The sequence below is a fragment of the Marivivens niveibacter genome (assembly GCF_002150005.2).
Classification (GTDB): Bacteria; Pseudomonadota; Alphaproteobacteria; order Rhodobacterales; family Rhodobacteraceae; genus Marivivens; species Marivivens niveibacter.
This window is the reverse complement of sequence record NZ_MSPP01000003.1, coordinates 169,515-193,028: the sequence shown is the minus strand read 5'-3', so window position 1 is coordinate 193,028 and position 23,514 is coordinate 169,515. Positions and strand designations below refer to the sequence as shown.

27 protein-coding genes are annotated in these 23,514 nt (G+C 54.9%); 14 read left to right on the top strand and 13 right to left on the bottom strand.

Annotation, left to right across the window (positions count from 1 at the left end):
* The first annotated feature begins 72 nt into the window (after positions 1-72).
* Complete coding sequence (locus BVC71_RS09640) at positions 73-384, top strand: H-NS histone family protein (protein ID WP_086451820.1); 312 nt, start codon at positions 73-75, stop codon at positions 382-384.
* Here the strand turns inward: BVC71_RS09640 and BVC71_RS09635 are convergent, their stop codons facing one another.
* The 12 genes from BVC71_RS09635 to BVC71_RS09580 all read right to left on the bottom strand — a co-directional run bounded on the left by BVC71_RS09635 (position 385) and on the right by BVC71_RS09580 (position 8,624).
* Positions 385-1,242, bottom strand: a complete 858-nt coding sequence (locus BVC71_RS09635) for an urea carboxylase-associated family protein (protein WP_086451457.1) — start codon at positions 1,240-1,242, stop codon at positions 385-387.
* Positions 1,243-1,352: 110 nt separating this feature from the next.
* Positions 1,353-2,132 carry a succinate dehydrogenase iron-sulfur subunit gene (locus BVC71_RS09630; RefSeq protein WP_086451456.1) on the bottom strand — a complete coding sequence of 260 codons (780 nt, stop codon included), beginning with the start codon at positions 2,130-2,132 and terminating at the stop codon, positions 1,353-1,355.
* A gap of 17 nt (positions 2,133-2,149) precedes the next feature.
* The gene (locus BVC71_RS09625) at positions 2,150-2,503 is read right to left on the bottom strand and encodes a hypothetical protein (protein WP_086451455.1); all 354 of its coding nucleotides are present in this window, start codon (positions 2,501-2,503) and stop codon (positions 2,150-2,152) included.
* A gap of 15 nt (positions 2,504-2,518) precedes the next feature.
* Positions 2,519-2,797, bottom strand: a complete 279-nt coding sequence (locus BVC71_RS09620; protein WP_086451454.1) for a hypothetical protein — start codon at positions 2,795-2,797, stop codon at positions 2,519-2,521.
* A complete protein-coding gene (locus BVC71_RS09615) occupies positions 2,779-3,114 on the bottom strand; it encodes a hypothetical protein (RefSeq protein WP_086451453.1) in 336 nt (111 codons plus the stop codon). Before BVC71_RS09615 ends, BVC71_RS09620 begins: the two co-directional genes overlap by 19 nt.
* Complete coding sequence (gene sdhA, locus BVC71_RS09610) at positions 3,114-4,919, bottom strand: succinate dehydrogenase flavoprotein subunit (protein WP_086451452.1); 1,806 nt, start codon at positions 4,917-4,919, stop codon at positions 3,114-3,116. Before sdhA ends, BVC71_RS09615 begins: the two co-directional genes overlap by 1 nt.
* Before the next feature lie 24 nt (positions 4,920-4,943).
* Positions 4,944-5,315, bottom strand: coding sequence for a succinate dehydrogenase, hydrophobic membrane anchor protein (gene sdhD, locus BVC71_RS09605; RefSeq protein WP_086451451.1), 372 nt, complete (start codon positions 5,313-5,315; stop codon positions 4,944-4,946).
* 13 nt (positions 5,316-5,328) lie between these two features.
* Positions 5,329-5,718, bottom strand: a complete 390-nt coding sequence (gene sdhC / locus BVC71_RS09600) for a succinate dehydrogenase, cytochrome b556 subunit (RefSeq protein ID WP_086451450.1) — start codon at positions 5,716-5,718, stop codon at positions 5,329-5,331.
* Positions 5,719-5,927: 209 nt separating this feature from the next.
* On the bottom strand, positions 5,928-6,956 hold the full coding sequence (locus tag BVC71_RS09595) for a MaoC family dehydratase (protein WP_086451449.1): 1,029 nt from the start codon (positions 6,954-6,956) through the stop codon (positions 5,928-5,930).
* Positions 6,953-7,156: a DUF1737 domain-containing protein gene (locus BVC71_RS09590; RefSeq protein ID WP_086451448.1), complete on the bottom strand. Its 204-nt coding sequence runs from the start codon at positions 7,154-7,156 to the stop codon at positions 6,953-6,955. Before BVC71_RS09590 ends, BVC71_RS09595 begins: the two co-directional genes overlap by 4 nt.
* A gap of 43 nt (positions 7,157-7,199) precedes the next feature.
* Complete coding sequence (locus tag BVC71_RS09585) at positions 7,200-7,742, bottom strand: NnrU family protein (RefSeq protein WP_086451447.1); 543 nt, start codon at positions 7,740-7,742, stop codon at positions 7,200-7,202.
* A 33-nt stretch (positions 7,743-7,775) separates the two neighbouring features.
* Positions 7,776-8,624, bottom strand: coding sequence for an HpcH/HpaI aldolase/citrate lyase family protein (locus tag BVC71_RS09580; RefSeq protein ID WP_086451446.1), 849 nt, complete (start codon positions 8,622-8,624; stop codon positions 7,776-7,778).
* A gap of 240 nt (positions 8,625-8,864) precedes the next feature.
* Between BVC71_RS09580 and BVC71_RS09575 the strand changes: the two genes are divergently transcribed.
* Positions 8,865-9,452, top strand: a complete 588-nt coding sequence (locus BVC71_RS09575) for a PRC-barrel domain-containing protein (protein ID WP_165767753.1) — start codon at positions 8,865-8,867, stop codon at positions 9,450-9,452.
* 53 nt (positions 9,453-9,505) lie between these two features.
* Here the strand turns inward: BVC71_RS09575 and BVC71_RS09570 are convergent, their stop codons facing one another.
* Positions 9,506-10,252, bottom strand: a complete 747-nt coding sequence (locus tag BVC71_RS09570) for a sulfite exporter TauE/SafE family protein (RefSeq protein WP_086451444.1) — start codon at positions 10,250-10,252, stop codon at positions 9,506-9,508.
* A gap of 197 nt (positions 10,253-10,449) precedes the next feature.
* Here BVC71_RS09570 and mdh point away from each other — a divergent pair, with 197 nt between their 5' ends.
* The 12 genes from mdh (at position 10,450) to lpdA (ending at position 23,492) form a co-directional block, all read left to right on the top strand.
* Positions 10,450-11,412: a malate dehydrogenase gene (gene mdh, locus BVC71_RS09565; RefSeq protein ID WP_086451443.1), complete on the top strand. Its 963-nt coding sequence runs from the start codon at positions 10,450-10,452 to the stop codon at positions 11,410-11,412.
* Positions 11,413-11,490: 78 nt separating this feature from the next.
* Positions 11,491-12,414, top strand: a complete 924-nt coding sequence (locus tag BVC71_RS09560; protein WP_086451442.1) for a glycosyltransferase family 2 protein — start codon at positions 11,491-11,493, stop codon at positions 12,412-12,414.
* A complete protein-coding gene (locus tag BVC71_RS09555; protein WP_086451441.1) occupies positions 12,399-13,268 on the top strand; it encodes an FkbM family methyltransferase in 870 nt (289 codons plus the stop codon). The genes BVC71_RS09560 and BVC71_RS09555 overlap by 16 nt, the downstream gene beginning before the upstream one ends.
* Positions 13,269-13,400: 132 nt before the next feature.
* A complete protein-coding gene (gene sucC, locus BVC71_RS09550; protein ID WP_086451440.1) occupies positions 13,401-14,597 on the top strand; it encodes an ADP-forming succinate--CoA ligase subunit beta in 1,197 nt (398 codons plus the stop codon).
* Between the two features lie 2 nt (positions 14,598-14,599).
* On the top strand, positions 14,600-15,148 hold the full coding sequence (locus BVC71_RS09545; protein ID WP_133064516.1) for a hypothetical protein: 549 nt from the start codon (positions 14,600-14,602) through the stop codon (positions 15,146-15,148).
* A gap of 12 nt (positions 15,149-15,160) precedes the next feature.
* A complete protein-coding gene (sucD, locus tag BVC71_RS09540; protein ID WP_086451438.1) occupies positions 15,161-16,048 on the top strand; it encodes a succinate--CoA ligase subunit alpha in 888 nt (295 codons plus the stop codon).
* Between the two features lie 99 nt (positions 16,049-16,147).
* The gene (locus tag BVC71_RS09535; protein WP_086451437.1) at positions 16,148-16,876 is read left to right on the top strand and encodes a hypothetical protein; all 729 of its coding nucleotides are present in this window, start codon (positions 16,148-16,150) and stop codon (positions 16,874-16,876) included.
* A gap of 9 nt (positions 16,877-16,885) precedes the next feature.
* Complete coding sequence (locus tag BVC71_RS09530; RefSeq protein WP_240516827.1) at positions 16,886-19,855, top strand: 2-oxoglutarate dehydrogenase E1 component; 2,970 nt, start codon at positions 16,886-16,888, stop codon at positions 19,853-19,855.
* A gap of 3 nt (positions 19,856-19,858) precedes the next feature.
* The gene (odhB, locus tag BVC71_RS15555; protein ID WP_240516826.1) at positions 19,859-21,067 is read left to right on the top strand and encodes a 2-oxoglutarate dehydrogenase complex dihydrolipoyllysine-residue succinyltransferase; all 1,209 of its coding nucleotides are present in this window, start codon (positions 19,859-19,861) and stop codon (positions 21,065-21,067) included.
* A gap of 61 nt (positions 21,068-21,128) precedes the next feature.
* A complete protein-coding gene (locus tag BVC71_RS09525) occupies positions 21,129-21,653 on the top strand; it encodes a hypothetical protein (RefSeq protein WP_086451436.1) in 525 nt (174 codons plus the stop codon).
* Positions 21,650-22,063 carry an MAPEG family protein gene (locus BVC71_RS09520; protein WP_086451435.1) on the top strand — a complete coding sequence of 138 codons (414 nt, stop codon included), beginning with the start codon at positions 21,650-21,652 and terminating at the stop codon, positions 22,061-22,063. Before BVC71_RS09525 ends, BVC71_RS09520 begins: the two co-directional genes overlap by 4 nt.
* Positions 22,064-22,103: 40 nt before the next feature.
* Positions 22,104-23,492: a dihydrolipoyl dehydrogenase gene (gene lpdA, locus BVC71_RS09515; RefSeq protein WP_086451819.1), complete on the top strand. Its 1,389-nt coding sequence runs from the start codon at positions 22,104-22,106 to the stop codon at positions 23,490-23,492.
* Positions 23,493-23,514: the final 22 nt, after the last annotated feature.

Below are 23,514 nucleotides of genomic sequence, written 5' to 3'. Positions count from 1 at the left end.
TATTTATGCGCCCAATTGATTAATTAATTAATTGGGCGCATGTTCCTTTTGATCACTCAAAAAGGAACGAAAATGTCATTCGATCTGGAATCAATGTCCCGCAAAGAGCTGGAACAACTGCGCGCAGACGTAGACAAAGCATTATCACGCGTCGGCGCTCGCGAATTAAAAGCAGCCCGCGAAGCTGCAGCCAAAGCCGCAGCCGAATTCGGTTTTTCATTAGAAGAATTGGCAGGCGGCGCCAAAGCCCCAAAAGCCAAAGCAGCAGCGAAATATCGCAACCCTGCGGATGCAACGCAAACTTGGTCCGGTCGTGGTCGCAAACCACAATGGATCAAAGATGCCGAAGCCGCAGGCACCGACATCGAAAGCTTTGCGATTTAATTATCGCCCATGACTACGGTCATATGGGTTAATGGGGGGCGATTGCCAATTTGGCAGCGCCCCTTTTTCAGGTGTAAAGACCTGCATCGATAATGGGTAACAAGCGGCCGTATCGGACGAATGTTCGCTACTACAATCCCCGCCCGGACATGCACTCAACACAGCCAAAAGATCAATTTCTGCGAATAGATCTAAATAGTCACCTGCACGGACTGGGCTGGCTTTCATAAAATACTGCCCCGTATCGCGGGTAAAACCGGTGCACATAAAGACATTTAAAACGTCATGCACATACGGTTCGGCCTGTTCTAATTCTATACCCTGATCATCAGCCAATGCCCGCGTTAAATTGGAATGGCAGCAATAATGATAATCAGGTCCACCTAATGCACGGCCTGTATATGGGTCGCAGCGCGTGCCAATTACATCATGCACACGCCCGCCAAATTCATCCGCACCATACCATTCCAACGTATCGTTAATCACGGTCGCCATAGGCCGCAGATATGGAAAATTCGACCATAAACGATGTCCAACAGTTACGTGCGTTCCGTGAATGGCGCGCGTTTTCCCAGAAAAGAAACGTTCATTTAGATTGTTCGCATTAAACAGGTTCAAATCGCCCACCTGCGGCCCCTCTGGGCAGCCAATGCGCAAGATTGAACCAGCAGGCACCAAAATGGATGCAGCATCCCGTGGTGGTACAGTAACGCCATCACCGGCCGCGGCAGTTTGCATGGCAGCGCGATATCCCTCAACATCGGCTGGGGGCAATGCGTCGTTCGGATAACAAATGACGGGCGCGATTGCGCGGCGGTCATCTGCATCTAGGGGGGCGTGTTGCGGGTCACGTGTCATCGGGCGGCTCCTGATATTTGATCAAACGATACAAAGCGGCACAGCGACTACAATCCCCAAAAACAAAAAGCCCCGCAAATTGCGGGGCCTTTCAAATCAGTTCGTGTCGATTAGACGCTGCGTTCGACCATCATCTTTTTGATGTTGGCGATCGCCTCTGCCGGGTTCAGACCCTTTGGACAGGTTTTCGCGCAGTTCATGATGGTGTGACAACGATACAGTTTGAACGGATCTTCTAGCTCGTCCAGACGTTCACCGGTGGCTTCGTCGCGGCTGTCGATGATCCAGCGGTAGGCGTGCAGCAACGCAGCTGGGCCCAGATATTTGTCAGAGTTCCACCAGTAGCTAGGGCAGGATGTCGAACAGGATGCGCACATAACGCATTCATACAGACCGTCCAGTTTTTTGCGGTCTTCGATCGACTGCTTCCATTCCTTTGCAGGACGGTTGGTTTTGGTTTCCAGCCAAGGCATGATCGACGCGTGCTGCGCGTAGAAATGGGTCAGGTCTGGGATCAAGTCTTTGACCACAGGCATGTGCGGCAGCGGATTGATTTTCACGTCGCCTTTGATTTCATCCATGCCGTAGATACAGGCCAGCGTGTTAATACCGTCGATGTTCATCGCGCAGGAACCACAGATGCCTTCGCGGCAGGAACGGCGGAACGTCAGCGTCGCGTCGATCTTGTTTTTAATGTAGATCAGAGCGTCCAAAACCATCGGGCCGCAATCGTCCATATCAACGAAATAGGTGTCGATCGCAGGATTTTTGCCGTCGTCAGGGTTCCAGCGGTAGATCTGGAATTTGCGGACGTTGGTTGCACCCTCGGGTTTGGGCCAGGTTTTGCCAACCGTCATACGGCTGTTTTTAGGAAGGGAGAATTGGACCATGGGTCAGGCTCCTAGTCTTAGGCACTGGCACCACCCGACAGCGCAGCGGTCGCGCAGGTCGTGGTGGAGGCACGGTTAAGAATATTCGACACGATATAATTCGTATCGGCGGTCGGGCCCGTCACCGATGCCGCAGCCAGCGACGACAATTCGGAAACGGTTGCATTTTCGATGATGCAGCGGGCCAATGGTTCAGCAACCCCACGCGGGATCGACACACCACCGGGCAATTCAGTCTGCATCAGTACAGGCACGATCACAGCATAGGCCATATCAGACTGCGCCACTTCGGCTTTTTCAGTCAGAGTGTCCGACATCGTGCAGCCCGCAATCGCGGCCGTCGCAACACATGCCAAAATGAACTGTTTCATCTTATCACTCTCCTCTTACAGCGATGGCGGCCGGATCGGGCCCGTGCCCGTCAGATCAACCACGCAACGTTCATATACGGTCATCGGATCGGTCCCACGCAGATAGTCCGTGGAAATTCCGATTTCGCCCGACGCGAAAGCGCCCGATTTGGAATTAGTACCCAGCGTGATATTGCCAAATGGGCCATCAGCGCGTTGGGCGCGTTCTTCGCAAATCTGGGCTGCGCGTTCAGGCGCGATTGGGCCACAAGCCGCAACGGCAGCCAGCGCACTGATCAGAAACCACCGATACAATACCCTGCCCCCCCTTGCATAAAGCTAGAGCCGCCGGTGCAATACAAGCTAGGCGCCTGCAACTGAACGGCTGGACGCTGTTCGCCAACGGGTTCCAGATACGCCGCCATTGTCGGATCATCAAACGCAGCCTGCGGTACATTCGCACCGATCATGGTCAGGCATTGCTGATACACCGCCAATGTTTGCGGGCTGGGTGCTGCGTTGTACTGCGCGGCGCATTCGGCGACAGAAGTCGCCGAATAATCTACTGCTGGCTTGCCACATCCGACAACCCAGACAGGAGAAAGCGCCAATAGCAGTACCGCGGTCCGCATTAGAACGTACGCGCCTTTGGTGCGATGGTTTTCAGGCTGATACCGCCCTGATCTTCGGTCGTCAGCGGATCGGTGATCACTGGACGATAGGACAGATCAACCTTGGTCTCTCCGACGCGGGCAACGGTGTGGACGCGCCACTTGTTGTCGTCACGCTCTGGGAAATCTTCGTGAGCGTGCGCACCGCGCGATTCTTCGCGTGCTGCGGCGCCTGCGATTGTTGCCAGCGCGTTCGGCATCAGGTTGGTCAGCTCCAGCGTTTCCATCAGGTCCGAGTTCCAGACAAGGCTGCGGTCGGTGACCGACAGATCGTCCATTTTGCCCGCGATTGCGGTCATCTTCTCGACGCCTTCTGCCATGGTTTTGGCGGTACGGAACACAGCCGCATCTGCCTGCATGGTTTTCTGCATTTCCAAACGCAGCTCGGCGGTTGCCATGTTGCCTTTGGCGTGACGCAGGCCGTCGAAACGGTCGAACGCTTTGTCGATGGACGCTTGGTTCAGGACTGGGTTTGCCGAATTCGGATCCACAACCTGACCCGCACGGATCGCAGCGGCGCGGCCGAACACAACAAGGTCGATCAAAGAGTTCGAACCCAGACGGTTTGCACCGTGTACCGACGCACAGCCAGCTTCGCCCACAGCCATCAGGCCTGGAACAACGCCAGTTGGATTATCAGCAGTTGGGTTCAGCACTTCGCCCCAATAATTGGTTGGAATGCCGCCCATGTTGTAGTGAACAGTTGGCAGAACCGGAATTGGTTCTTTGGTCACGTCAACACCAGCAAAGATTTTCGCAGATTCCGAAATACCAGGCAGACGTTCTGCCAATGCTTCGGCTGGCAGGTGGTTCAGGTGCAGGTGAATGTGGTCACCGTCTTTACCAACGCCGCGGCCTTCGCGGATTTCCATGGTCATCGAACGCGAAACGTAGTCGCGCGGCGCCAAGTCTTTGTAGTTTGGCGCGTAACGTTCCATGAAACGTTCGCCTTCAGAGTTGGTCAGATAACCACCTTCGCCGCGTGCGCCTTCGGTGATCAGACAGCCCGAACCGTAGATGCCGGTTGGGTGGAACTGAACGAATTCCATATCCTGCAGCGCCAGGCCAGCACGTGCAACCATACCGCCGCCGTCACCCGTACAGGTGTGCGCCGAAGTCGCCGAGAAATACGCACGGCCGTAACCGCCGGTCGCCAGAACAACCATTTTCGCGTTGAACACGTGGAACGTGCCGTCGTCCAGTTTCCAGCAAACGACGCCGGTGCACTGGCCGTCTTCGCTCATGATCAGGTCGATCGCGAAATATTCGATGTAGAATTCAGCGTTGTTTTTCAGCGACTGACCATACAGCGTGTGCAGGATCGCGTGACCGGTACGGTCAGCAGCAGCACAGGTACGCTGTACGGGTGGGCCTTCGCCGAATTCGGTGGTGTGGCCGCCGAACGGACGCTGGTAGATTTTACCTTCTTCGGTACGGCTGAACGGAACGCCATAGTGTTCCAGTTCGTAAACAGCTTTGGGAGCTTCGCGCGCTAGATATTCCATCGCGTCGGTATCGCCCAGCCAGTCCGACCCTTTTACGGTGTCGTACATGTGCCACTGCCAGCTGTCTGGGCCCATGTTGCCCAGCGATGCCGCAATACCACCCTGCGCCGCAACGGTGTGCGAACGGGTCGGGAACACTTTGGAAATACACGCGGTGCGCAAGCCCTGTTCGGCCATACCCAGCGTCGCACGCAGACCAGCGCCACCGGCGCCGATTACGACAACGTCATATTCGTGTGTTTCGTATTCGTATGCTGCCAATGTTCTATTCCTTCTGTACGCGTATTACAGCGCGATTTTCAACAGCGCGAACAGGCCAAGGGCCATCAGCGTGTAGCTGAACGCGGTGACTGCGACCAAGGTCAGTTTACGGGCGATGCCGCCAACGTAGTCCTCGACCGCTTCGTCGATTTCCATTTTGAAATGCTGGATGCCGACAATCAGGCTAAGCGCCATGATGACGACGGACACCGGATGCGACAGGAACGCGATTGCGTCGTCATACGAACGGCCCAGCGCCAAACCGAATGTGGTGATAAAGAACGGTGTCAGCACACAGATCGAGATCGACGACACGATCATTTTCCAGTGGTGGTGGCTACCTGCGCCGCCTGCGCCCAGTCCGGTGGCGCGTTTGCGATCGGTTAGATATCTCATAGTCACGCCCCCTTTAGAATACGATGGCTGTCAGAACAGCCAAAACGGTTGCACCAGCGAACATGCCCCAGCCCAGTTTCTGAGCGGTTTCGATGTTCAGGCAATATCCGAAATCCCAGACCACGTGGCGCAAACGGCCCAGCGCGTGATACCACAGCGCCCAAGTGGCCAAGAACATGACGATATCGCCAACAAAGCTGCGTAGCAGTCCGTCAACAACGCCAAATGCGGTTTCAGACGATGCAGCAGCCAACAGCCACGCCACGACCAAACAAACAGCGCCCATCAATGCGATACCAGTGATACGCACCATGATGGACGAAATCGATGTAATCTGTAGGCGGTAGTATGGGCCGATCATAAACGGCGACAGCGGGCGGTTCCCGCGGGGGATATCTCCCATGACAGTTCCTTTCCGGTTTCCGGTGTACTATCCTTCTAGCGTTTTTTACGTTCCTGTCACGCTATCCGATTAGGGCAAGCGATGAAAAACTGACGCAGTTAGCGCTAAAACAGCAGTTTGTGATCACGAGATTTCCACCTGTGATCACAAATATATTTCCGACTATTTTTGTCATGAAAAAGCGCCGCGATTCGCGACGCTTTGACCTTTTACACTGGCATCAGGGCCCAATAATCGAGGTCCAGAAGGACACCAGATTTGTATTTCCCGTCCTCGCCTTTTAGGTCGCCAACCGAACCATCCTTTGTCGCAACCAGACGCAGGCGGATCGCACCAACGCCAGGAAAGTCGGTTTCGGCTTTATCCAGAACTTCGGTCCACGCCTTGATCGTATCACCCGAGAAACACGGGTTCGCATGGGCGCCGCCGTTCAGGCCAACGATCATCTGCGCATTCGCCAGACCGTTGAACGACAAAGCGCGGGCCATCGAAATAACGTGACCGCCATAGATCAGGCGACCTTCGGGGCGGAAAGTCAGGTCAAAATGCACCTTGGCCGTGTTCTGCCACAGGCGCGTGGCCAGCATGTGTTCGGCCTCTTCAATGGTGACGCCATCAACGTGGTCGATGATTTCGCCAACGGCATAGTCACCCCAACGATGCTGTTCGCCCGCCAGATCGAAATAATAGTTTTCAAAGGTCAGGCCTTCCGGGATGACCAGATCGTCAACCGACAGCACCTTTTTCAGATCAGGCAGCACGGTTTCTGGCGCTGGGGCATCAACGTTGCCTTTGCGGACCATGACCCAGCGGACGTATTCCAGAACAACATCGTCGTTCTGATTGATGCCGCGGGTGCGGACGTAAACAACGCCGGTTTTCCCGTTCGAGTTTTCTTTGACCCCGATCACCTCGGATTCGGACCGCAGGGTATCGCCGGGGTAGACGGGCAGCAGCCAGCGGCCTTCGGCATAGCCAAGGTTCGCAACCGCGTTCAGCGATACATCCGGAACAGTTTTCCCAAAGACCACGTGAAACGCGATCAGGTCATCCACCGGCGATCCGTCCAGACCGCAATCAGCGGCGAACACGTCCGACGAATACAGCGCGTGACGTGCAGGATACAGCGCGTGGTACAATGCGCGTTCGCCTTCGGCGACGGTGCGCGGGACAGCGTGTTTGATCACCTGCCCTACCTGATAATCTTCGAAAAAACGTCCCGGATTGGTTTTGGTCATAGCTGTCCCAGTTTTATCTCTCGTGAATATTCGGCATCCACCTCTTTCACGACGGCCTGACCACAGCGCATCACGCCGCGGGCCGCATCAAAGGAATAGGTAGGATCGCCATAAAGCTCCCAGCCTTTGCTCAGAGCTTCGGTGACTTTGTGGCAGAAATCTGCGGTGTCATCTTCGGATAGAAAACGATAGGCCTTCATCGGGTCGCATCCTGTATTGGCCGCGACCCAACGGGGCGCGGGATTAACCAAAGGGCATGTAGCCCAGCAGGATGTGGATATAGGCAATTACGCCGTAAACCAACACGGTCCCAACGACCGCACCAATTTCTTTGCCCATCGGCGCTGGCGCAGGTTTTTCCCATGTGGTGGCGCGGCTGATCAAAATCACCTCGGCCACGGCCCAGATCAGCAAACCGCCGAACAGAACCACAGACGCCCAATCGCCATTGGCGAGCAGGTGCGCGACGGCCCATAGTTTGAAGCCCGTCAGCTGCGGATGCCTGATTTTGCGCGTGATCGCCGTTTTCATGCCCGCCGCTGCGAACAGGTAAACCGCGAACAACATCAACAGGTTGTTCAGATGTTTGCCCCAAACGGGCGGCGCATAGGCCAGATCGGCCCACCACATCCGATAGCCAACGACCATCAACACCACAGACAGCAACAAAGCCAAGGCGATGGGCCCCCGCCCCTTTGCGCCTAATGCTTCGCGCCGCGCGGGCGACAGTCGTTTGAACAGATGAGCGACCGACCATAACAGAACGCCTAATATAAGAAGGATCATTTCATTCCCTTTCGGGCGAAATGATCCGCCCCGTTAGCTTTCGATGGCAGCAATTGCTGCGGCTTTGGCCAGCGTGGCCTTGGCTGTAACGATATGCAAGTTTTCAACGATCTTGCCATCAACTACGGCGACACCCAGACCCTGTTTTTCGGCCTCTTCAAATGCCGCGATCTGACGTTCGGCCAGTTCGATTTCCGCAGGGGTTGGCGCAAATGCGGTGTTCGTGATTTCGACCTGCGCAGGGTGGATCAACGATTTCCCGTCAAAGCCCATGTCACGGCCCTGATCGCATTCGATTTTCAGGCCTTCGTCGTCTTTGAAGGCGTTATACACGCCGTCGATTGCGACAACGCCATATGCTTTGGCCGCGCACAGGCAGGCCTGCAGGCTATACAGCAGCGGTTCGCGATTGTCGGATTCGCGGGTATTCAGATCTTTGGCCAGATCGTTGGTGCCCAAAACGAACCCTTCGATACGGTCGTGCGCAGCAATTGCAGCAGCGTTGATGACGCCCAGCGGGGTTTCCATCATCGCCCAGATCTTTTTGTCGCCAACTAGCGCAGCAACGGCATCAACGTCCGCTGGGCTGTTCACCTTTGGCACCAGAACGGCGTTGCAATCCATTTCAGCGGCGGCTTTGCAATCAGCCTCGCCCCATTCGGTATCCAGACCGTTCACGCGCACAACGCGGTAACGCGCGCCATATCCGCCAGCCGATAGGGCCGCCGCCAGCGTGTCACGTGCGTTCACCTTTTCATCTGGTGCGACGGCATCCTCTAGATCGAACAGGATTGCATCGACAGGCAGACCACGTGCCTTGTCCAAAGCGCGATCTTTGGAACCCGGAATATACAGAGCGGAACGGAATGGACGGTCGGACATGATTCTACCTCGCAATATTGTTGCGCAGAAATGAACATATATAACCGATTCATTCAAAGGGAAATTTGCCGCAACGCAGCGACACTTCGACCAAAGAGTTAGAAGGAACGCGCCCGAAACGCCGAAATCAGCCGAAAGTTCCCTGAAATTATTATATCTTTTCTCGCAACTTTTTCTGACGGCGCGGTGTTGTGTCTGCAAATGCCGGTGACGCACCGGCGACAGATAAAGGAATACATTATGAAAAACATTCTACTGACCTCCGCTGCTGCCCTGATGATCGCTGGCCCTGCACTGGCAGAAAGCCACGCTGCCGTTTCGACCGAAATGGACGCACAAGTGGGCGACACCATGTCGGCAGAAATGGATGCAACCGCCGAAGCTGAAACCGGTCTTGGTGCAACAATTGACGAAGCTCAAACCTCGATCGCTGATGCCGCAAATGATGCGATGGATGAAATCGACGCAATGACTGAAACAGACGCGACAGTCATGGCAACCGCTGACAGCGAAGAGATCATCATGATCGACGGCTACACCAACGTTGCAGTCGGTGAACTCACCGCTGAAATGCTGATCGGCCAAGACGTCAACAACATGGAAGACGAAGATCTGGGCACCATCAGTGACATCGTCCTGACGGCTGAAGGTGACATTGACGCTGTTATTCTGGACGTGGGCGGTTTCTTGGGTCTGGGCGCAAAACCAGTTGAGATCGCTTATGACGACCTGCAGATCCTAGAAGAAACCGATGGCGACGACATGCAAGTTTACATGAACGCCAACGCCGAAGTTCTGGCCGAAATGCCAGAGTACCAAGCATCGTAATTTAGACGACTTGTAACGAGTTCCGGCCGCCCCATCGTGGGCGGCCATTTTTATTAAAACTGCCCGATCGCGTCGTAGATCAATTTGATCGACACCAATCCCAGAGTGATGACCACGAAGTTAAAGAATATCTTTTCAGGGATCACTTTGACCAATTTGGCGCCCACAAATACGGAAATTACAGCAGGGATCATCAGGATCGCTGCATTACGCAAACTGCTTACGTTGATCTGCCCCAGCATCGCATAGGGGATCAGTTTGATGGCGTTGATATAGGCAAATGCGATGGTCGTCGTGCCAGCAAAAACCAGTTTGTCCAATTTCAACGGCAGAACAAACATCTGATAGGGCGGTGCCCCTGCGTGGCTGACGAAACTGGTAAAGCCAGATAGGAACATCCAGAAATTGCCCTTGGCCTTATTCAATGGCGCTGGAGACACCTCGCGTCCGCGCCGCAAAATGAAATTTAGGGTAAACACCGCGCCAATAACGCCAACCAGCAACGTCACAAACGCCTTTGGCACGATCGATGCCAGCAAACCGCCCGCGATCACGCCCAACGTTCCGCCAATCAAAACCACCTTTAGAACCGGAACGTCATAGGCCTTGCGATAGGTATAAACGCCAAAAATATCGGACACGATATAGACAGGTAGCAACAACCCTGCGGCCATGATCGGGTCCATCACCAGCGCCATGATCGGCACCGCTATCGTGCCCAGCGACGCCAAACCGCCCTTGCTTAGGCCAACGCTGATTGCCGCCAGAACGGCCGCAACCCAAAACCAAATATCGACCATATTTCCCCCAAAACCGAAGAATCAGTTGCATGATTCTTGATCAAATCACCGTTTGGCATACAATTGTGTGCCGAAATTTAGCGCAAACATCCCTTATCTAACAGGGGATTCTAATTGCCGCATCGCGGCACCCTTGATTGCCTCGCGCCAAAGGTCTACCCCTTGCGCCGACCACAACCCTTATTAAGGATGGAATTATGGCTCGACCAAAGATTGCCCTCATCGGCGCTGGCCAAATCGGTGGCACGCTTGCTCACCTGGCTGCGATCAAGGAACTCGGTGACGTTGTCCTGTTCGACATCGCCGAAGGCACCCCACAGGGCAAAGCGCTAGACATCGCTGAATCCGGCCCATCGGAAGGTTTCGACGGCACCTTTAAAGGTACCAACGATTACGCAGACATCGCAGGCGCAGACGTCTGCATCGTGACCGCAGGTGTCCCACGTAAACCAGGCATGTCCCGTGACGACCTGCTGGGCATCAACCTGAAAGTCATGAAATCCGTTGGCGAAGGCATCAAAGAGCACGCGCCAAACGCTTTCGTTATCTGCATCACCAACCCGCTGGACGCGATGGTTTGGGCTCTGCAGCAGTTCTCGGGCCTGCCAACAAACAAAGTTTGCGGCATGGCTGGTGTTCTGGACTCGGCTCGTTTCTCGCACTTCCTGGCGACCGAATTCAACGTATCCATGAAAGACGTCACCGCATTCGTTCTGGGCGGCCACGGCGACACCATGGTTCCTTCGGTTCGCTATTCGACCGTTGGCGGTATCCCTCTGCCAGATCTGGTTGAAATGGGCTGGACCACACAGGAAAAACTGGACGCAATCGTTCAGCGTACCCGTGACGGCGGCGCAGAAATCGTTGGCCTGCTGAAAACCGGTTCGGCATTCTACGCACCAGCGACTTCGGCAATCGAAATGGCCGAAGCCTACCTGAAAGACCAAAAGCGCGTTCTGCCATGCGCAGCATACTGTGACGGCGAAATCGGCGTTAAAGGCATGTACGTTGGCGTTCCAACCGTAATCGGCGCGAACGGCATCGAAAAAGTCATCGACATCAAGCTGAACAAAGAAGAGCAAGAGATGTTCGACAAATCGGTCGACGCCGTTAAAGGTCTGGTCGACGCATGCAAAGGCATCGACTCGTCGCTGGCCTAAAAGATTGCGCGAAAAGCGCCTGATTGATATGGGTCTAGGCATCACTGCCTAGACCTTTTTCTTTTTCCGGCCAGACATTTGACGAAAATCCTGTTCAGTGCGCAACGAAACGAAGGTCCATTTCTACTCGAATGGATCGCGTATCACCGCGTGATCGGATTTGACCGTGTGATCGTCTATTCCAACGACTGCACAGACGGATCGGATGATTTACTAGACGCTCTGGATGCAATCGGCGCTGTCGAACACCATCGTCACACTGTTCCCGAAAACGAAAGCCCCCAGCGCAATGCGGCCAATATCGCGTGGGGCGCAGGTCAGTTCAAAGATGGCGATTGGGCCATGTGGCTGGATAGCGATGAATTTCTGCTGCCGTCGATGGGCGAACGCAAGCTGGACGATTTGATTGGCGCACAGGATTTCGATGCAATGGCCATCGCTTGGCGCATCTATGGCGACAGTCACAATACTCGTTTTCCTGGTCGTCACATTTCCTCGGCCTTTACATGGGCACAAGAACCCGCAGATCTGACTTGGCGGCAGGGCAAAACATTATTTCGCGTGAACAAACAGATCAGCGGTCTATCAATCCACCGTCCGCTTGTGGCCGACACGATGTCACATGATACATATCAGTATATCAATTCATCTGGCCATGCCGCGCAGGACGGTTTTCTGTCAAATGACGGCCCGCCCTATAACCGGATAAAAGGCCAAGGGTTGGATCCGTGGAAACTGGCGCAGGTCATCCATTTTGTCATTCGCACGCCCGAAATGTTTGCCCGTAAAAAGACGCGCGGCGATGGTTGGTTTGCTGCCGCAAACAATCCGGTCAATCGAAACCAAAATTTCTATAATCGCCGCAATATGAATGACTGCCGCGTCACGGATCATTTGATCCACGAAAAAGAGACAGTCGCGCTGATGCAGAAATGGATGGCGGATTATGCCGTCGCGCGGGCCTGCGCCGATATTAAGGGGTTCACATGGATGCCAATCTGAAAACGGTTCTTCTGACAACAGCGCCACTGCGCAAAGTCGAAGTCTGCGACATCGGCGCAAATCCGATCGACAACGCCGCGCCTTATGCCCCCCTTTTGGACCATGGGTTGGCTCGGATCACAGGATTTGAACCACAACCCGAAGCGCTGGCAAAATTGAATGCGGCGAAATCCGACGACGAAACCTATTTCCCGAACGCATTGGGCACGGGCGCACCCGTCGATTTCAACATTTACCGCGGCTCTGGTTTTTCGTCCTGTTACGGCCCCGATCAATCGACCATCGATATCACCGCGAATTTGGCGAAATACATGGAGGTTCTGGAAACCTTCAACGTCGAAACGTCACGTTTGGATGACCTAACCGACGTTCCGCAAATCGACATGTTGAAAATCGATGTTCAGGGCAGCGAATTGAACATCATATCGAATGGCCGTGGAAAACTGTCCAACGCTGTATGTGTCTGGACTGAGGTTCGTTTTTTTCCGCTATATGAAAATGAACCCGACTTTGGTGACCTTCAGTTGGAACTGGTCGGCCAAGGGTTCCGCCTGCATGATTTCGACAGCATCATGAAGCTGCACCTGTCCGCGGGCGAAGGCCCAACCCGCCGCCGCTGGAGACGCCAAATTGTGGACGGGGATGCGATCTATTTCCGCGATCTGCGCACCATTGGCGACTGGACCGAACACCAGCTTCGGGCGACCGTACAAATCGCGACTTTGGTCACCCAAAGCAAAGATATCGCCGGTTTCGCACTTGCAGAACTGGTTCGCCGGGGAATCGTAGATCAGCAAGTGCTGGATCTGTTCAACGACTCGAAGGGTATTCACAACAATTTCCCGCACTGGTGAAATTTGTGATCACACCTTTTTCTAGTGTGATCACAAATGTCGGGTTTTACCGCTCACAGCTAAAATAAACGTTCTTTTGGGCGTTCTGTTGTGTTTAGTGGGACAAAACCGAAGCACAGCGAGGGATACTCGATGAACATCCATGAATATCAGGCCAAAGCGCTACTGCGCAGCTATGGCGCACCCGTTTCCGACGGTCGCGCTGTTCTAAAGGCTGAAGACGCGAAAACCGCAGCTGGCGAGCTGGACGGCCCACTATGGGTTGTAAAATCCCAGATCCACGCCGGTGGCCGTGGTAAAGGTAAATTCGTAGAACCAGAAGCCGGTGAAAAAGGCGGCGTTCGTCTGGCATTTTCCGTAGAGGAAGCAGCCGAGATGGCGAAACAGATGCTGGGCAAAACTCTGGTTACGCACCAGACCGGTCCTGCTGGTAAGCAAGTGAACCGCATCTACATCGAAGACGGTTCCGACATCGAGCGCGAACTGTACCTGGCTCTGCTGATCGACCGTCAGACATCGCGCGTTTCGTTCGTATGTTCGACCGAAGGCGGCATGGACATCGAAGAAGTTGCTGCTTCGACCCCAGAAAAAATCCTGTCGTTCTCGGTTGATCCAGCTACTGGTTACCAACCATACCACGGCCGCCGCGTTGCGTTCGCGCTGGGTCTGGAAGGTCCACAGGTTAAAGAATGCGTCAAACTGATGGGCATCCTGTACAAGGCGTTCATCGAAAAAGACATGGAACAGCTGGAAATCAACCCGCTGATCGTTCTGGAAGGTTCGGGCAACCTGAAACTTCTGGATGCGAAAGTTGGCTTTGACGGCAACGCGATCTACCGCCAGCCAGACATCGCTGAACTGCGCGACACCACCGAAGAAGACCCAAAAGAGCTGGAAGCGTCGAAATTCGACCTGAACTACATCGCTCTGGACGGTGAAATCGGTTGTATGGTGAACGGTGCAGGTCTGGCGATGGCCACCATGGACATCATCAAACTGTACGGCGCAGAGCCTGCAAACTTCCTTGACGTTGGTGGCGGCGCTACCAAAGAAAAAGTCACCGAAGCGTTCAAAATCATCACCTCTGACCCGAACGTCAAAGGTATTCTGGTTAACATCTTCGGCGGCATCATGCGTTGTGACGTGATCGCAGAAGGCGTTGTTGCAGCCGTTAAAGAAGTCGGCCTGCAGGTTCCACTGGTTGTTCGCCTAGAAGGTACCAACGTCGAAAAAGGCAAAGAGATCATCAACACCTCTGGCCTGAACGTCATCGCCGCCGACAACCTGTCTGATGGTGCAGAGAAAATCGTGAAAGCGGTAAAGGGGTAAGCATGGCCCATCGCGCAACTAGATTTGTAATTGCATTAGCGGGCTTGGCCGCGCTGAGTGCATGTATGGATAACGAAGGGAACCCTGCAACGCAGCCTCCTCCAGAATCCTCACGTGCCACTGAAGCCGGGCTCTACAACTCTCTTTGCGTTACTGCAGCGAGTAGCGGCGACTTTTCGTTGCTTCCAGAGAAATTCCAGCGTCTAGGCTATTCGCCGACGACCTCGGTTTCTCTGAACGGCGGTCGCAACGCTCTTGTGCAGCGATGGGAACAACCCGGTAGCGACATCCTTTTGTTCTCGGGGGACACCGAGCAGAAAGCTGATTTCTGCGCAGTGGCCTTTCCCGGCAAGAATCCTGTCACTGGCATCAACGCGCCCGTGGCAGAGGCTGCCCTCTGGTACAATACCACTCTGGCAGCATTAGGACGCTCAAAACCGGGCCTTATTTCTTCTTCTTCAATTTCAGTGGCAGGCGTAAATGGCGCAACTAGCCGCTTGTCATATGAACTCGCGCAGGGCGGCTTGGCCGTCTATGCAGCAAATTTCTAAGGAGCCAATCACATGGCAATTCTCGTAGATGAAAACACAAAGGTCATCTGTCAGGGCTTCACCGGCTCGCAGGGTACGTTCCACTCGGAACAGGCAATCGCATACGGCACCAAAATGGTTGGCGGTGTGACCCCAGGCAAAGGCGGTCAATCGCACCTGGACCTGCCTGTGTTCAACTCGGTTCACGAAGCTAAAGCAGTGACCGAAGCGAACGCATCGGTGATCTACGTTCCTCCGCCCTTCGCGGCAGATTCGATCCTAGAAGCGATCGACGCAGAAATGGAACTGATCGTCTGCATCACCGAAGGCATCCCTGTGCTGGACATGATGAAGGTAAAGCGCGCGCTGGCAGATTCCAAATCGCGCCTGATTGGTCCAAACTGCCCAGGTATCATCACCCCTGACGCATGTAAGATCGGCATTATGCCTGGCCACATCCACAAACGTGGTTCGGTTGGCGTTGTGTCCCGTTCGGGCACCCTGACCTATGAGGCAGTGAAACAGACTGCAGACATCGGTCTGGGCCAGTCGACTGCTGTTGGTATCGGCGGCGACCCAATCAAAGGCACCGAACACATCGACGTGCTGGACATGTTCCTGGACGACGACGAAACTCAGTCGATCATCATGATCGGTGAGATCGGTGGTACTGCAGAAGAAGAAGCTGCAGAATTCCTGGCTGAACAGCGCAAAAAAGGCCGCTGGAAACCAGTCGCTGGTTTCATCGCTGGCCGTACTGCACCTCCAGGCCGCCGCATGGGCCACGCTGGCGCAATCGTCGCTGGCGGCAAAGGTGACGCAGAATCCAAAATCGAAGCCATGAAATCGGCTGGTATCGTTGTTGCAGACAGCCCTGCGACCCTAGGCGAAGCCGTCATGAAAGCGATCAAAGGCGAATAATGCGCCCGCGTGCCCAACATATGTCCCTAACAGCCGAGTCCTTTGGCCTATCGGCTGTTAAGACATGGGCGCATACAACAATTGGCGGAGGCTACTGATATGCGTGGCCTTCGCAACTTTTTCCAGTTCAACGCAGATCGCGACACGCTTGCCCCACGGGTCTTTGTGATGCTGATCGCCGCACTGGGTTTAATCTTACTTAGCTCTTTCGCCTACGGCGCGACCGACAGTGATCCACTGTCTCCGCCGTTCGATACTTGCTATGTACCTCTTTCAGGTAAAAACGATTATGTCGCTGGACTTGAGGCCGAAGGCTGGACCGACGCGAACGACCGCATCGCTGCTATGGCGCGCCTGATCGACGCGTTTTTGCCAATCAATGCGCCACAGCCAACCGATTGGGCGGGCATGATGGACTATCGCGCGGGCGCTGCGGCGGCTGATGCGATGACCCTGATGAATGGCCGCGCCATTTTGGAACAGAACGGCGCCACCCTGTTGTTGGCTGGTTACATGGTGCCTGATGGGCGCCTACAGGTCGAATGCGCAATCGCGCTGGCCGATGACCGCCTAACCAATGATTTCTTTGCCGGCACAGAAACGGACATTGGCCACGACGCCGATGAAGAAATGAACGCCGAAGAAGACCACGACCATATCGACCTTAACGGGTATCGCATGGTGACCTATTCCGGCACAGTCGAGGATGACGACGCCGAAGCGACGATCTACGTCATGCAACTGGTCCCAGAAACCGAACCTGTCCCGCCCCTTGCCGCGTCGAACGGAGTGTTGACGCGACTGACTTTCCCCGCCCCCTCGAACTGAGGTTCTATCATGAACGATCAATCCCCAAACGACGTATTCCACGCATCGTCCTTTCTACAAGGACATAACGCCGAATATATCGAACAGCTTTATGCAAAATACGCCGAAAACCCTGGCGCTGTTGACGAATCCTGGCGCGAATTTTTCGCGGCACTGGGTGACGCTGCGGTAGACGCCAAGGCAGAGGCCGCAGGCCCATCGTGGTCTCGTAACGACTGGCCGCCAGTGCCAAACGACGATCTGACCGCTGCGCTGGACGGCCAGTGGCCAGCAGACCCCAAAGCAGCTGGGGATAAGATCAAATCAAAAGCAGCGGAAAAAGGCGTTCAGATTTCCGAAGAACAAGTGCGCAGCGCTGTTCTGGATTCGATCCGCGCCCTGATGATCATCCGCGCCTACCGTATCCGTGGTCACCTGATCGCTGATCTGGACCCACTGGGCATGACGGACAAGACACCGCACCCAGAGCTGGACCCAAAAACCTACGGCTTTACCGAAGCCGACATGGATCGTCCGATCTTTATCGACAACGTTCTGGGCCTAGAAGTCGCGACGATGAACGAAATCATCGCGATCGTGCGCCGCACCTATTGCGGCACCTTTGCCCTGCAGTACATGCACATTTCCGATCCAGAGCAAGCTGGCTGGCTGAAAGAGCGCATCGAAGGTTTCGGTAAAGAGATCACCTTTACCCAGAATGGCCGTAAGGCGATCCTGAACAAACTGGTCGAAGCCGAAGGGTTCGAAAAATTCCTGCACGTGAAATACATGGGCACGAAACGTTTCGGTCTGGACGGCGGCGAAAGCCTGATCCCAGCGATGGAACAGATCATCAAACGCGGCGGGGCGTTGGGTGTGAAAGACATCGTAATCGGCATGCCTCACCGTGGCCGTCTGTCGGTTCTGGCGAACGTGATGTCCAAACCGTATCGCGCGATCTTCAACGAATTCCAGGGCGGCTCGTTCAAGCCTGAGGACGTTGATGGTTCGGGCGACGTGAAATACCACTTGGGCGCTTCGTCCGACCGTGAATTCGACGGTAACGAAGTTCACCTGTCGCTGACCGCAAACCCATCGCACCTAGAGGCGGTGAACCCTGTTGTTCTGGGCAAGGCGCGCGCGAAAACCGACCAGATGAATGACCCAACCCGCCACACCACCCTGCCGATCCTGTTGCACGGTGATGCTGCATTCGCAGGCCAGGGTGTTGTTGCGGAATGTTTCGGCCTGTCGGGTTTGAAAGGTCACCGCACTGGCGGCACGATCCACATCGTTGTGAACAACCAGATCGGTTTCACCACCGCTCCACACTTCTCGCGTTCGTCGCCATATCCTACCGACATCGCGCTGATGGTTGAGGCTCCGATTTTCCACGTGAACGGCGACGACCCAGAGGCCGTTGTCCACGCTGCGAAAGTTGCGACCGAATTCCGTCAGAAATTCCACAAAGACGTTGTTCTGGATATCTTCTGCTACCGCCGCTTTGGTCACAACGAAGGCGACGAGCCGATGTTCACCAACCCGGCGATGTACACCAACATCAAAAAGCACAAGACCACGCTACAGCTGTACACCGAACGTCTGGTCAAAGACGGTCTGATCCCCGAAGGCGAAATCGAGGATATGAAGGCCCAATTCCAAGCCATGCTGAACGAAGAGTTCGAAGCGGGTAAAGAATACAAGCCGAACAAAGCTGACTGGCTGGACGGTCGTTGGTCGCACATGGACCGCCAGAAAGAAGGTAAATACCAGCGCGGCAAAACCGCAGTGAAAGAAGAAACCCTGAAAGAGGTCGGTAAAGCGCTGACCACTTATCCAGAAGGTTTCAACATTCACCGCACCGTTGCCCGCCAGCTGGACGCCAAAAAGGCAATGTTCGACAACGGCACCGGTTTCGACTGGGCAACAGCCGAAGCGTTGGCATTTGGCACCTTGCAAACCGAAGGCTACCCTGTGCGTCTGTCCGGTCAGGACGCGACCCGCGGTACGTTCTCTCAGCGTCATTCGGGTCTGATCGATCAGAAAACCGAAGAACGTTACTACCCGCTGAACCACATTCGCGAAGGCCAAGCGCATTACGAAGTGATCGACTCTATGCTGTCGGAATACGCGGTGCTGGGCTTTGAATATGGTTACTCGCTGGCAGAGCCGAACGCTCTGGTCATGTGGGAAGCACAGTTCGGCGATTTCGCCAACGGTGCGCAGATCATGTTCGACCAGTTCATTTCGTCGGGCGAATCCAAATGGCTGCGTATGTCCGGTCTGGTCATGCTGCTGCCACACGGTTTCGAAGGCCAAGGCCCAGAGCACTCGTCCGCGCGTCTAGAGCGTTTCTTGCAGATGTGTGGCGGTGACAACTGGATCGTTGCCAACTGTTCGACCCCTGCGAACTATTTCCACATCCTGCGCCGTCAGTTGCACCGCAACTACCGCAAACCGCTGGTTCTGATGACCCCGAAATCGCTGCTGCGCCACAAACTGTGCGTATCGGACATGAAAGATTTCACCACCGGATCGTCGTTCCACCGCGTCCTGTGGGATGATGCAGACAATGAAAAGAACACTGGCCGCTCGACCGCGAAACTGGTCGCAGACGACAAAATCAAACGCGTCGTCATGTGCTCGGGCAAGGTATATTATGACCTTCTAGAAGAACGCGATGCACGTGGTCTGGACGATGTCTACATCCTCCGTCTGGAACAGTTCTATCCGTTCCCAGCTCAGTCGATGATGAAAGAACTAGAGCGTTTCAAAAACGCCGAGATGGTCTGGTGCCAAGAAGAGCCACGCAACCAAGGTGCATGGTCGTTCGTTGAACCAAACATCGAATGGGTTCTGACCCGCATCGACGCGAAACATAAACGTCCCGTTTACGCGGGCCGCGCCCCATCGGCATCGCCAGCAACCGGCCTTGCCTCGCAACACAAAGCCCAACAAGCAGCGCTGGTGAACGACGCGCTGACCATCGAAGGAAACTAAACCATGAGCATCGAAGTCCGTGTGCCAACGCTAGGTGAATCCGTCACCGAAGCCACCGTCGCCACCTGGTTCAAAAAGCCTGGCGATGCCGTCGCAGTTGACGAAATGCTGTGCGAACTGGAAACCGACAAAGTCACCGTCGAAGTGCCATCCCCTGCGGCTGGCACCTTGGGCGACATCGTCGCTGCCGAAGGTGAAACCGTAGGTGTTGACGCCCTGCTGGCGCACATCAACGAAGGCGAAGGCGCAGCCCCTGCACCTGCCGCTGCAAAAGAAGAAGCCGCACCAGCACCTGCTGCTGCACCAGCTTCGTCGGGCGGCAAAGACGTCGAAGACGCCCCATCGGCGAAAAAACTGATGGCCGAAAACAACATCGCTGCGGCTGATGTTCAGGGTTCGGGCAAAGATGGCCGCGTCATGAAAGAAGACGTTCTGAAAGCCATCTCTGGCGGCGCATCGGCAGTACCTGCTGCGTCGGCTGCACCACGTGCACCGGTTGCTGCATCGCAGGCCGAACGCGAAGAGCGCGTTAAAATGACCCGTCTGCGTCAGACCATCGCAAAGCGTCTGAAAGATTCGCAGAACACCGCTGCAATGCTGACCACCTACAACGAGGTCGACATGACCGAGGTGATGGCGCTGCGTAACGAATACAAAGACCTGTTCTTGAAAAAGCACGGCGTCAAACTGGGCTTTATGTCCTTCTTTACCAAAGCCTGTATCCACGCGCTGAAAGAAGTTCCTGAAGTTAACGCAGAAATCGACGGCACCGACATCGTTTACAAAAACTATGTCAACATGGGCATCGCGGCTGGTACACCAACCGGTCTGGTTGTTCCTGTGCTGAACGACGCTGACCAGATGTCGTTCGCTGAAATCGAAAAAGCGATCGCAGAAAAAGGCGCACGCGCACGTGACGGTAAACTGTCCATGGCAGAAATGCAGGGCGGCACCTTCACCATTTCGAACGGTGGTGTGTACGGTTCGTTGATGTCGTCGCCTATCCTGAACCCTCCTCAGTCGGGTATCTTGGGCATGCATAAAATCCAAGATCGTCCAATGGCGATCAACGGTCAGGTTGTGATCCGTCCGATGATGTATCTGGCTCTGTCCTACGACCACCGCATCGTAGACGGCAAAGGCGCTGTGACCTTCCTTGTTCGCGTAAAAGAAGCGCTAGAGGATCCACGTCGCCTGCTGATGGACCTGTAATAAAACACCCGTCGGGGGCCACGCGCCCCCGACACCCCCTACCCCTTTCTGGCGAACGCCTATGTCATCAACCGACGATATCGCGCAACTGCGGGCCGAACTGGAAACACTGACAAAAGGTTTGGATTTTTACCGCGACTGGCAAATTGCCCTGTTCAAGCAACTGCACGGACAAAACGCGGAACCGGATCTGAATACGTTGGTTATATCGGGGAAAGAATGGCTCGACCTTTTTGATGAACAATCCACCGCCCGCGGCAAACGATTTTTCATCCAAGAGGTTCAGAAATGGTACGCGCTCACGGCTAATGACCTGCGCGACCTGATGACCCAAGGAAACGATGTTGCCCAAGGCATCAGTGGTTTTCTGGACGACTTTCGCGCCCATACGGCGTTCGATTTTTATGACAAAGCGGGGCTGTTCCGCACAACGGTAAACAAGGTTCTGAAACGCGGCAAAGTGATAACAGAAGGCGAATGGTACACACTGCAAGAATTGCAGGTCAGTGGGCCGTCCTCGACATTCACTGACGACGAAATAGAAAAGGTGACAGAACTAATGGCAACATACGAGAGTACGAAATGACCCCCGAGCTTACCGTTCTTGCCCTTGCTGGTCTGCTGCAATTTGGTCAGATCGTTTTGATGTCCGTGCCTGCCAATATCGAATTGGGCACCGGCAAAACGACGTCGGCGCGTGATCCGCAGAAAATGGACAAACCGTTGATGGAACAGGTCAGCATCGGCACAGGCCGTCTGCACCGCGCCATGAACAACAATTTCGAAGCGTTGATCCTATTCACCATCGCTGTCGTCGTCGTGACGATGGGTGATAAATCCACGGGTTTCACTGCCAGTTGCGCATGGGTCTATCTGGCCGCGCGCGTGCTGTATGTGCCCGCATATTATTTCGGCTGGCGCCCTTGGCGCAGTGCCATCTGGGCCGTTGGCCTATTCGCAACAATGGCGATGATTGCATCCGCCCTTTTATTTTGAATACCCTGCCACAGCCGTGGCAAACAAACAGGAGACAGCAATGTCCAGCTATGACGTTATCGTAATCGGCGCCGGTCCCGGCGGCTATGTCTGTGCAATCCGCTGCGCCCAGCTGGGCCTGAAAACAGCCGTGGTCGAAGGCCGCGAAACACTGGGCGGCACCTGCCTGAACGTGGGCTGTATCCCGTCCAAGGCGCTGCTGCACGCGACCCATTCGCTGCACGAAGCCGAAGAAAACTTTGCCAAGATGGGCCTAAAAGGCAAATCGCCATCTGTCGATTGGCCTGTGATGCAGGAATACAAACAGTCGGTCATCGACGGTAACACCAAAGGCATCGAATTCCTGTTCAAAAAGAACAAGGTTGATTGGATCAAAGGTTGGGCATCCATCCCAGAGGCTGGCAAGGTCAAAGTCGGCGATGACGTGCACGAAGCGAAAAACATCATCATCGCGTCGGGTTCCGAACCTTCGTCGCTGCCGGGCATCGAAATTGACGAAGAAACCGTTGTGACCTCGACTGGCGCGCTGTCGCTGCCGAAAATCCCGAAATCGATGGTTGTCATCGGCGCAGGCGTGATCGGTCTGGAGCTGGGTTCGGCCTACAAACGTCTGGGCACCGAAGTGACCGTTGTCGAATTCTTGGACAAAATCACCCCAGGCATGGACGGCGACGTTCAGAAAACGTTCCAGAAAATGCTGCAAAAGCAGGGCCTGAACTTCATCATGGGCGCGGCTGTTCAGGGTGTTGAGACCAAGAACAAAAAAGCCAAAGTCACCTACAAACTGCGCAAAGACGATTCTGAAGCCACCATCGACGCCGATGTCGTTCTGGTCGCAACGGGCCGCCGTCCTTACACCGCTGGTCTGGGTCTGGACGCGCTGGGTGTTGAACTGACCGAACGCGGCCAGATCAAAACCGACGCGCACTACGCGACCAACATAAAAGGCGTCTACGCCATCGGCGATGCGATCGAAGGCCCAATGCTGGCCCACAAAGCCGAAGACGAAGGCATGGCCGTCGCCGAGGTTCTGGCAGGTCAAGCTGGCCACGTGAACTATGACGTGATCCCGGGCGTTATCTACACCTCGCCAGAGGTTGCATCGGTTGGCAAAACCGAAGAGCAGCTGAAAGAAGAAGGTCGCGCATATAAGGTCGGTAAATTCAGCTTTATGGGCAACGGCCGCGCAAAGGCTGTGTTCATGGGCGACGGTTTCGTCAAAATTCTGGCGGACAAAGAAACCGACCGCGTTCTGGGCGCTCACCTGATTGGCCCAGCGGCTGGCGACCTGATCCACGAAATTTGCGTTGCGATGGAATTTGGCGCCGCAGCCGAGGATCTGGCACGTACCTGTCACGCCCACCCAACCTTCTCCGAAGCAGTTCGCGAAGCGGCGTTGGCCTGCGGCGACGGCGCGATCCACGCCTAATCCCTGCGGCAATGTTCAAATA

Coding starts and splice junctions, on each gene's coding strand:
- BVC71_RS09640 (WP_086451820.1), top strand. CDS start 73: ATGTCATTCGATCTGGAATCAATGTCCCGCAAAGAGCTGGAACAACTG.
- BVC71_RS09635 (WP_086451457.1), bottom strand. CDS start 1,242: ATGACACGTGACCCGCAACACGCCCCCCTAGATGCAGATGACCGCCGC.
- BVC71_RS09630 (WP_086451456.1), bottom strand. CDS start 2,132: ATGGTCCAATTCTCCCTTCCTAAAAACAGCCGTATGACGGTTGGCAAA.
- BVC71_RS09625 (WP_086451455.1), bottom strand. CDS start 2,503: ATGAAACAGTTCATTTTGGCATGTGTTGCGACGGCCGCGATTGCGGGC.
- BVC71_RS09615 (WP_086451453.1), bottom strand. CDS start 3,114: ATGCGGACCGCGGTACTGCTATTGGCGCTTTCTCCTGTCTGGGTTGTC.
- sdhD (WP_086451451.1), bottom strand. CDS start 5,315: ATGAGATATCTAACCGATCGCAAACGCGCCACCGGACTGGGCGCAGGC.
- sdhC (WP_086451450.1), bottom strand. CDS start 5,718: ATGGGAGATATCCCCCGCGGGAACCGCCCGCTGTCGCCGTTTATGATC.
- BVC71_RS09595 (WP_086451449.1), bottom strand. CDS start 6,956: ATGACCAAAACCAATCCGGGACGTTTTTTCGAAGATTATCAGGTAGGG.
- BVC71_RS09590 (WP_086451448.1), bottom strand. CDS start 7,156: ATGAAGGCCTATCGTTTTCTATCCGAAGATGACACCGCAGATTTCTGC.
- BVC71_RS09585 (WP_086451447.1), bottom strand. CDS start 7,742: ATGATCCTTCTTATATTAGGCGTTCTGTTATGGTCGGTCGCTCATCTG.
- BVC71_RS09580 (WP_086451446.1), bottom strand. CDS start 8,624: ATGTCCGACCGTCCATTCCGTTCCGCTCTGTATATTCCGGGTTCCAAA.
- BVC71_RS09575 (WP_165767753.1), top strand. CDS start 8,865: ATGAAAAACATTCTACTGACCTCCGCTGCTGCCCTGATGATCGCTGGC.
- BVC71_RS09570 (WP_086451444.1), bottom strand. CDS start 10,252: ATGGTCGATATTTGGTTTTGGGTTGCGGCCGTTCTGGCGGCAATCAGC.
- mdh (WP_086451443.1), top strand. CDS start 10,450: ATGGCTCGACCAAAGATTGCCCTCATCGGCGCTGGCCAAATCGGTGGC.
- BVC71_RS09555 (WP_086451441.1), top strand. CDS start 12,399: ATGGATGCCAATCTGAAAACGGTTCTTCTGACAACAGCGCCACTGCGC.
- sucC (WP_086451440.1), top strand. CDS start 13,401: ATGAACATCCATGAATATCAGGCCAAAGCGCTACTGCGCAGCTATGGC.
- BVC71_RS09545 (WP_133064516.1), top strand. CDS start 14,600: ATGGCCCATCGCGCAACTAGATTTGTAATTGCATTAGCGGGCTTGGCC.
- sucD (WP_086451438.1), top strand. CDS start 15,161: ATGGCAATTCTCGTAGATGAAAACACAAAGGTCATCTGTCAGGGCTTC.
- BVC71_RS09535 (WP_086451437.1), top strand. CDS start 16,148: ATGCGTGGCCTTCGCAACTTTTTCCAGTTCAACGCAGATCGCGACACG.
- BVC71_RS09530 (WP_240516827.1), top strand. CDS start 16,886: ATGAACGATCAATCCCCAAACGACGTATTCCACGCATCGTCCTTTCTA.
- odhB (WP_240516826.1), top strand. CDS start 19,859: ATGAGCATCGAAGTCCGTGTGCCAACGCTAGGTGAATCCGTCACCGAA.
- BVC71_RS09525 (WP_086451436.1), top strand. CDS start 21,129: ATGTCATCAACCGACGATATCGCGCAACTGCGGGCCGAACTGGAAACA.
- BVC71_RS09520 (WP_086451435.1), top strand. CDS start 21,650: ATGACCCCCGAGCTTACCGTTCTTGCCCTTGCTGGTCTGCTGCAATTT.
- lpdA (WP_086451819.1), top strand. CDS start 22,104: ATGTCCAGCTATGACGTTATCGTAATCGGCGCCGGTCCCGGCGGCTAT.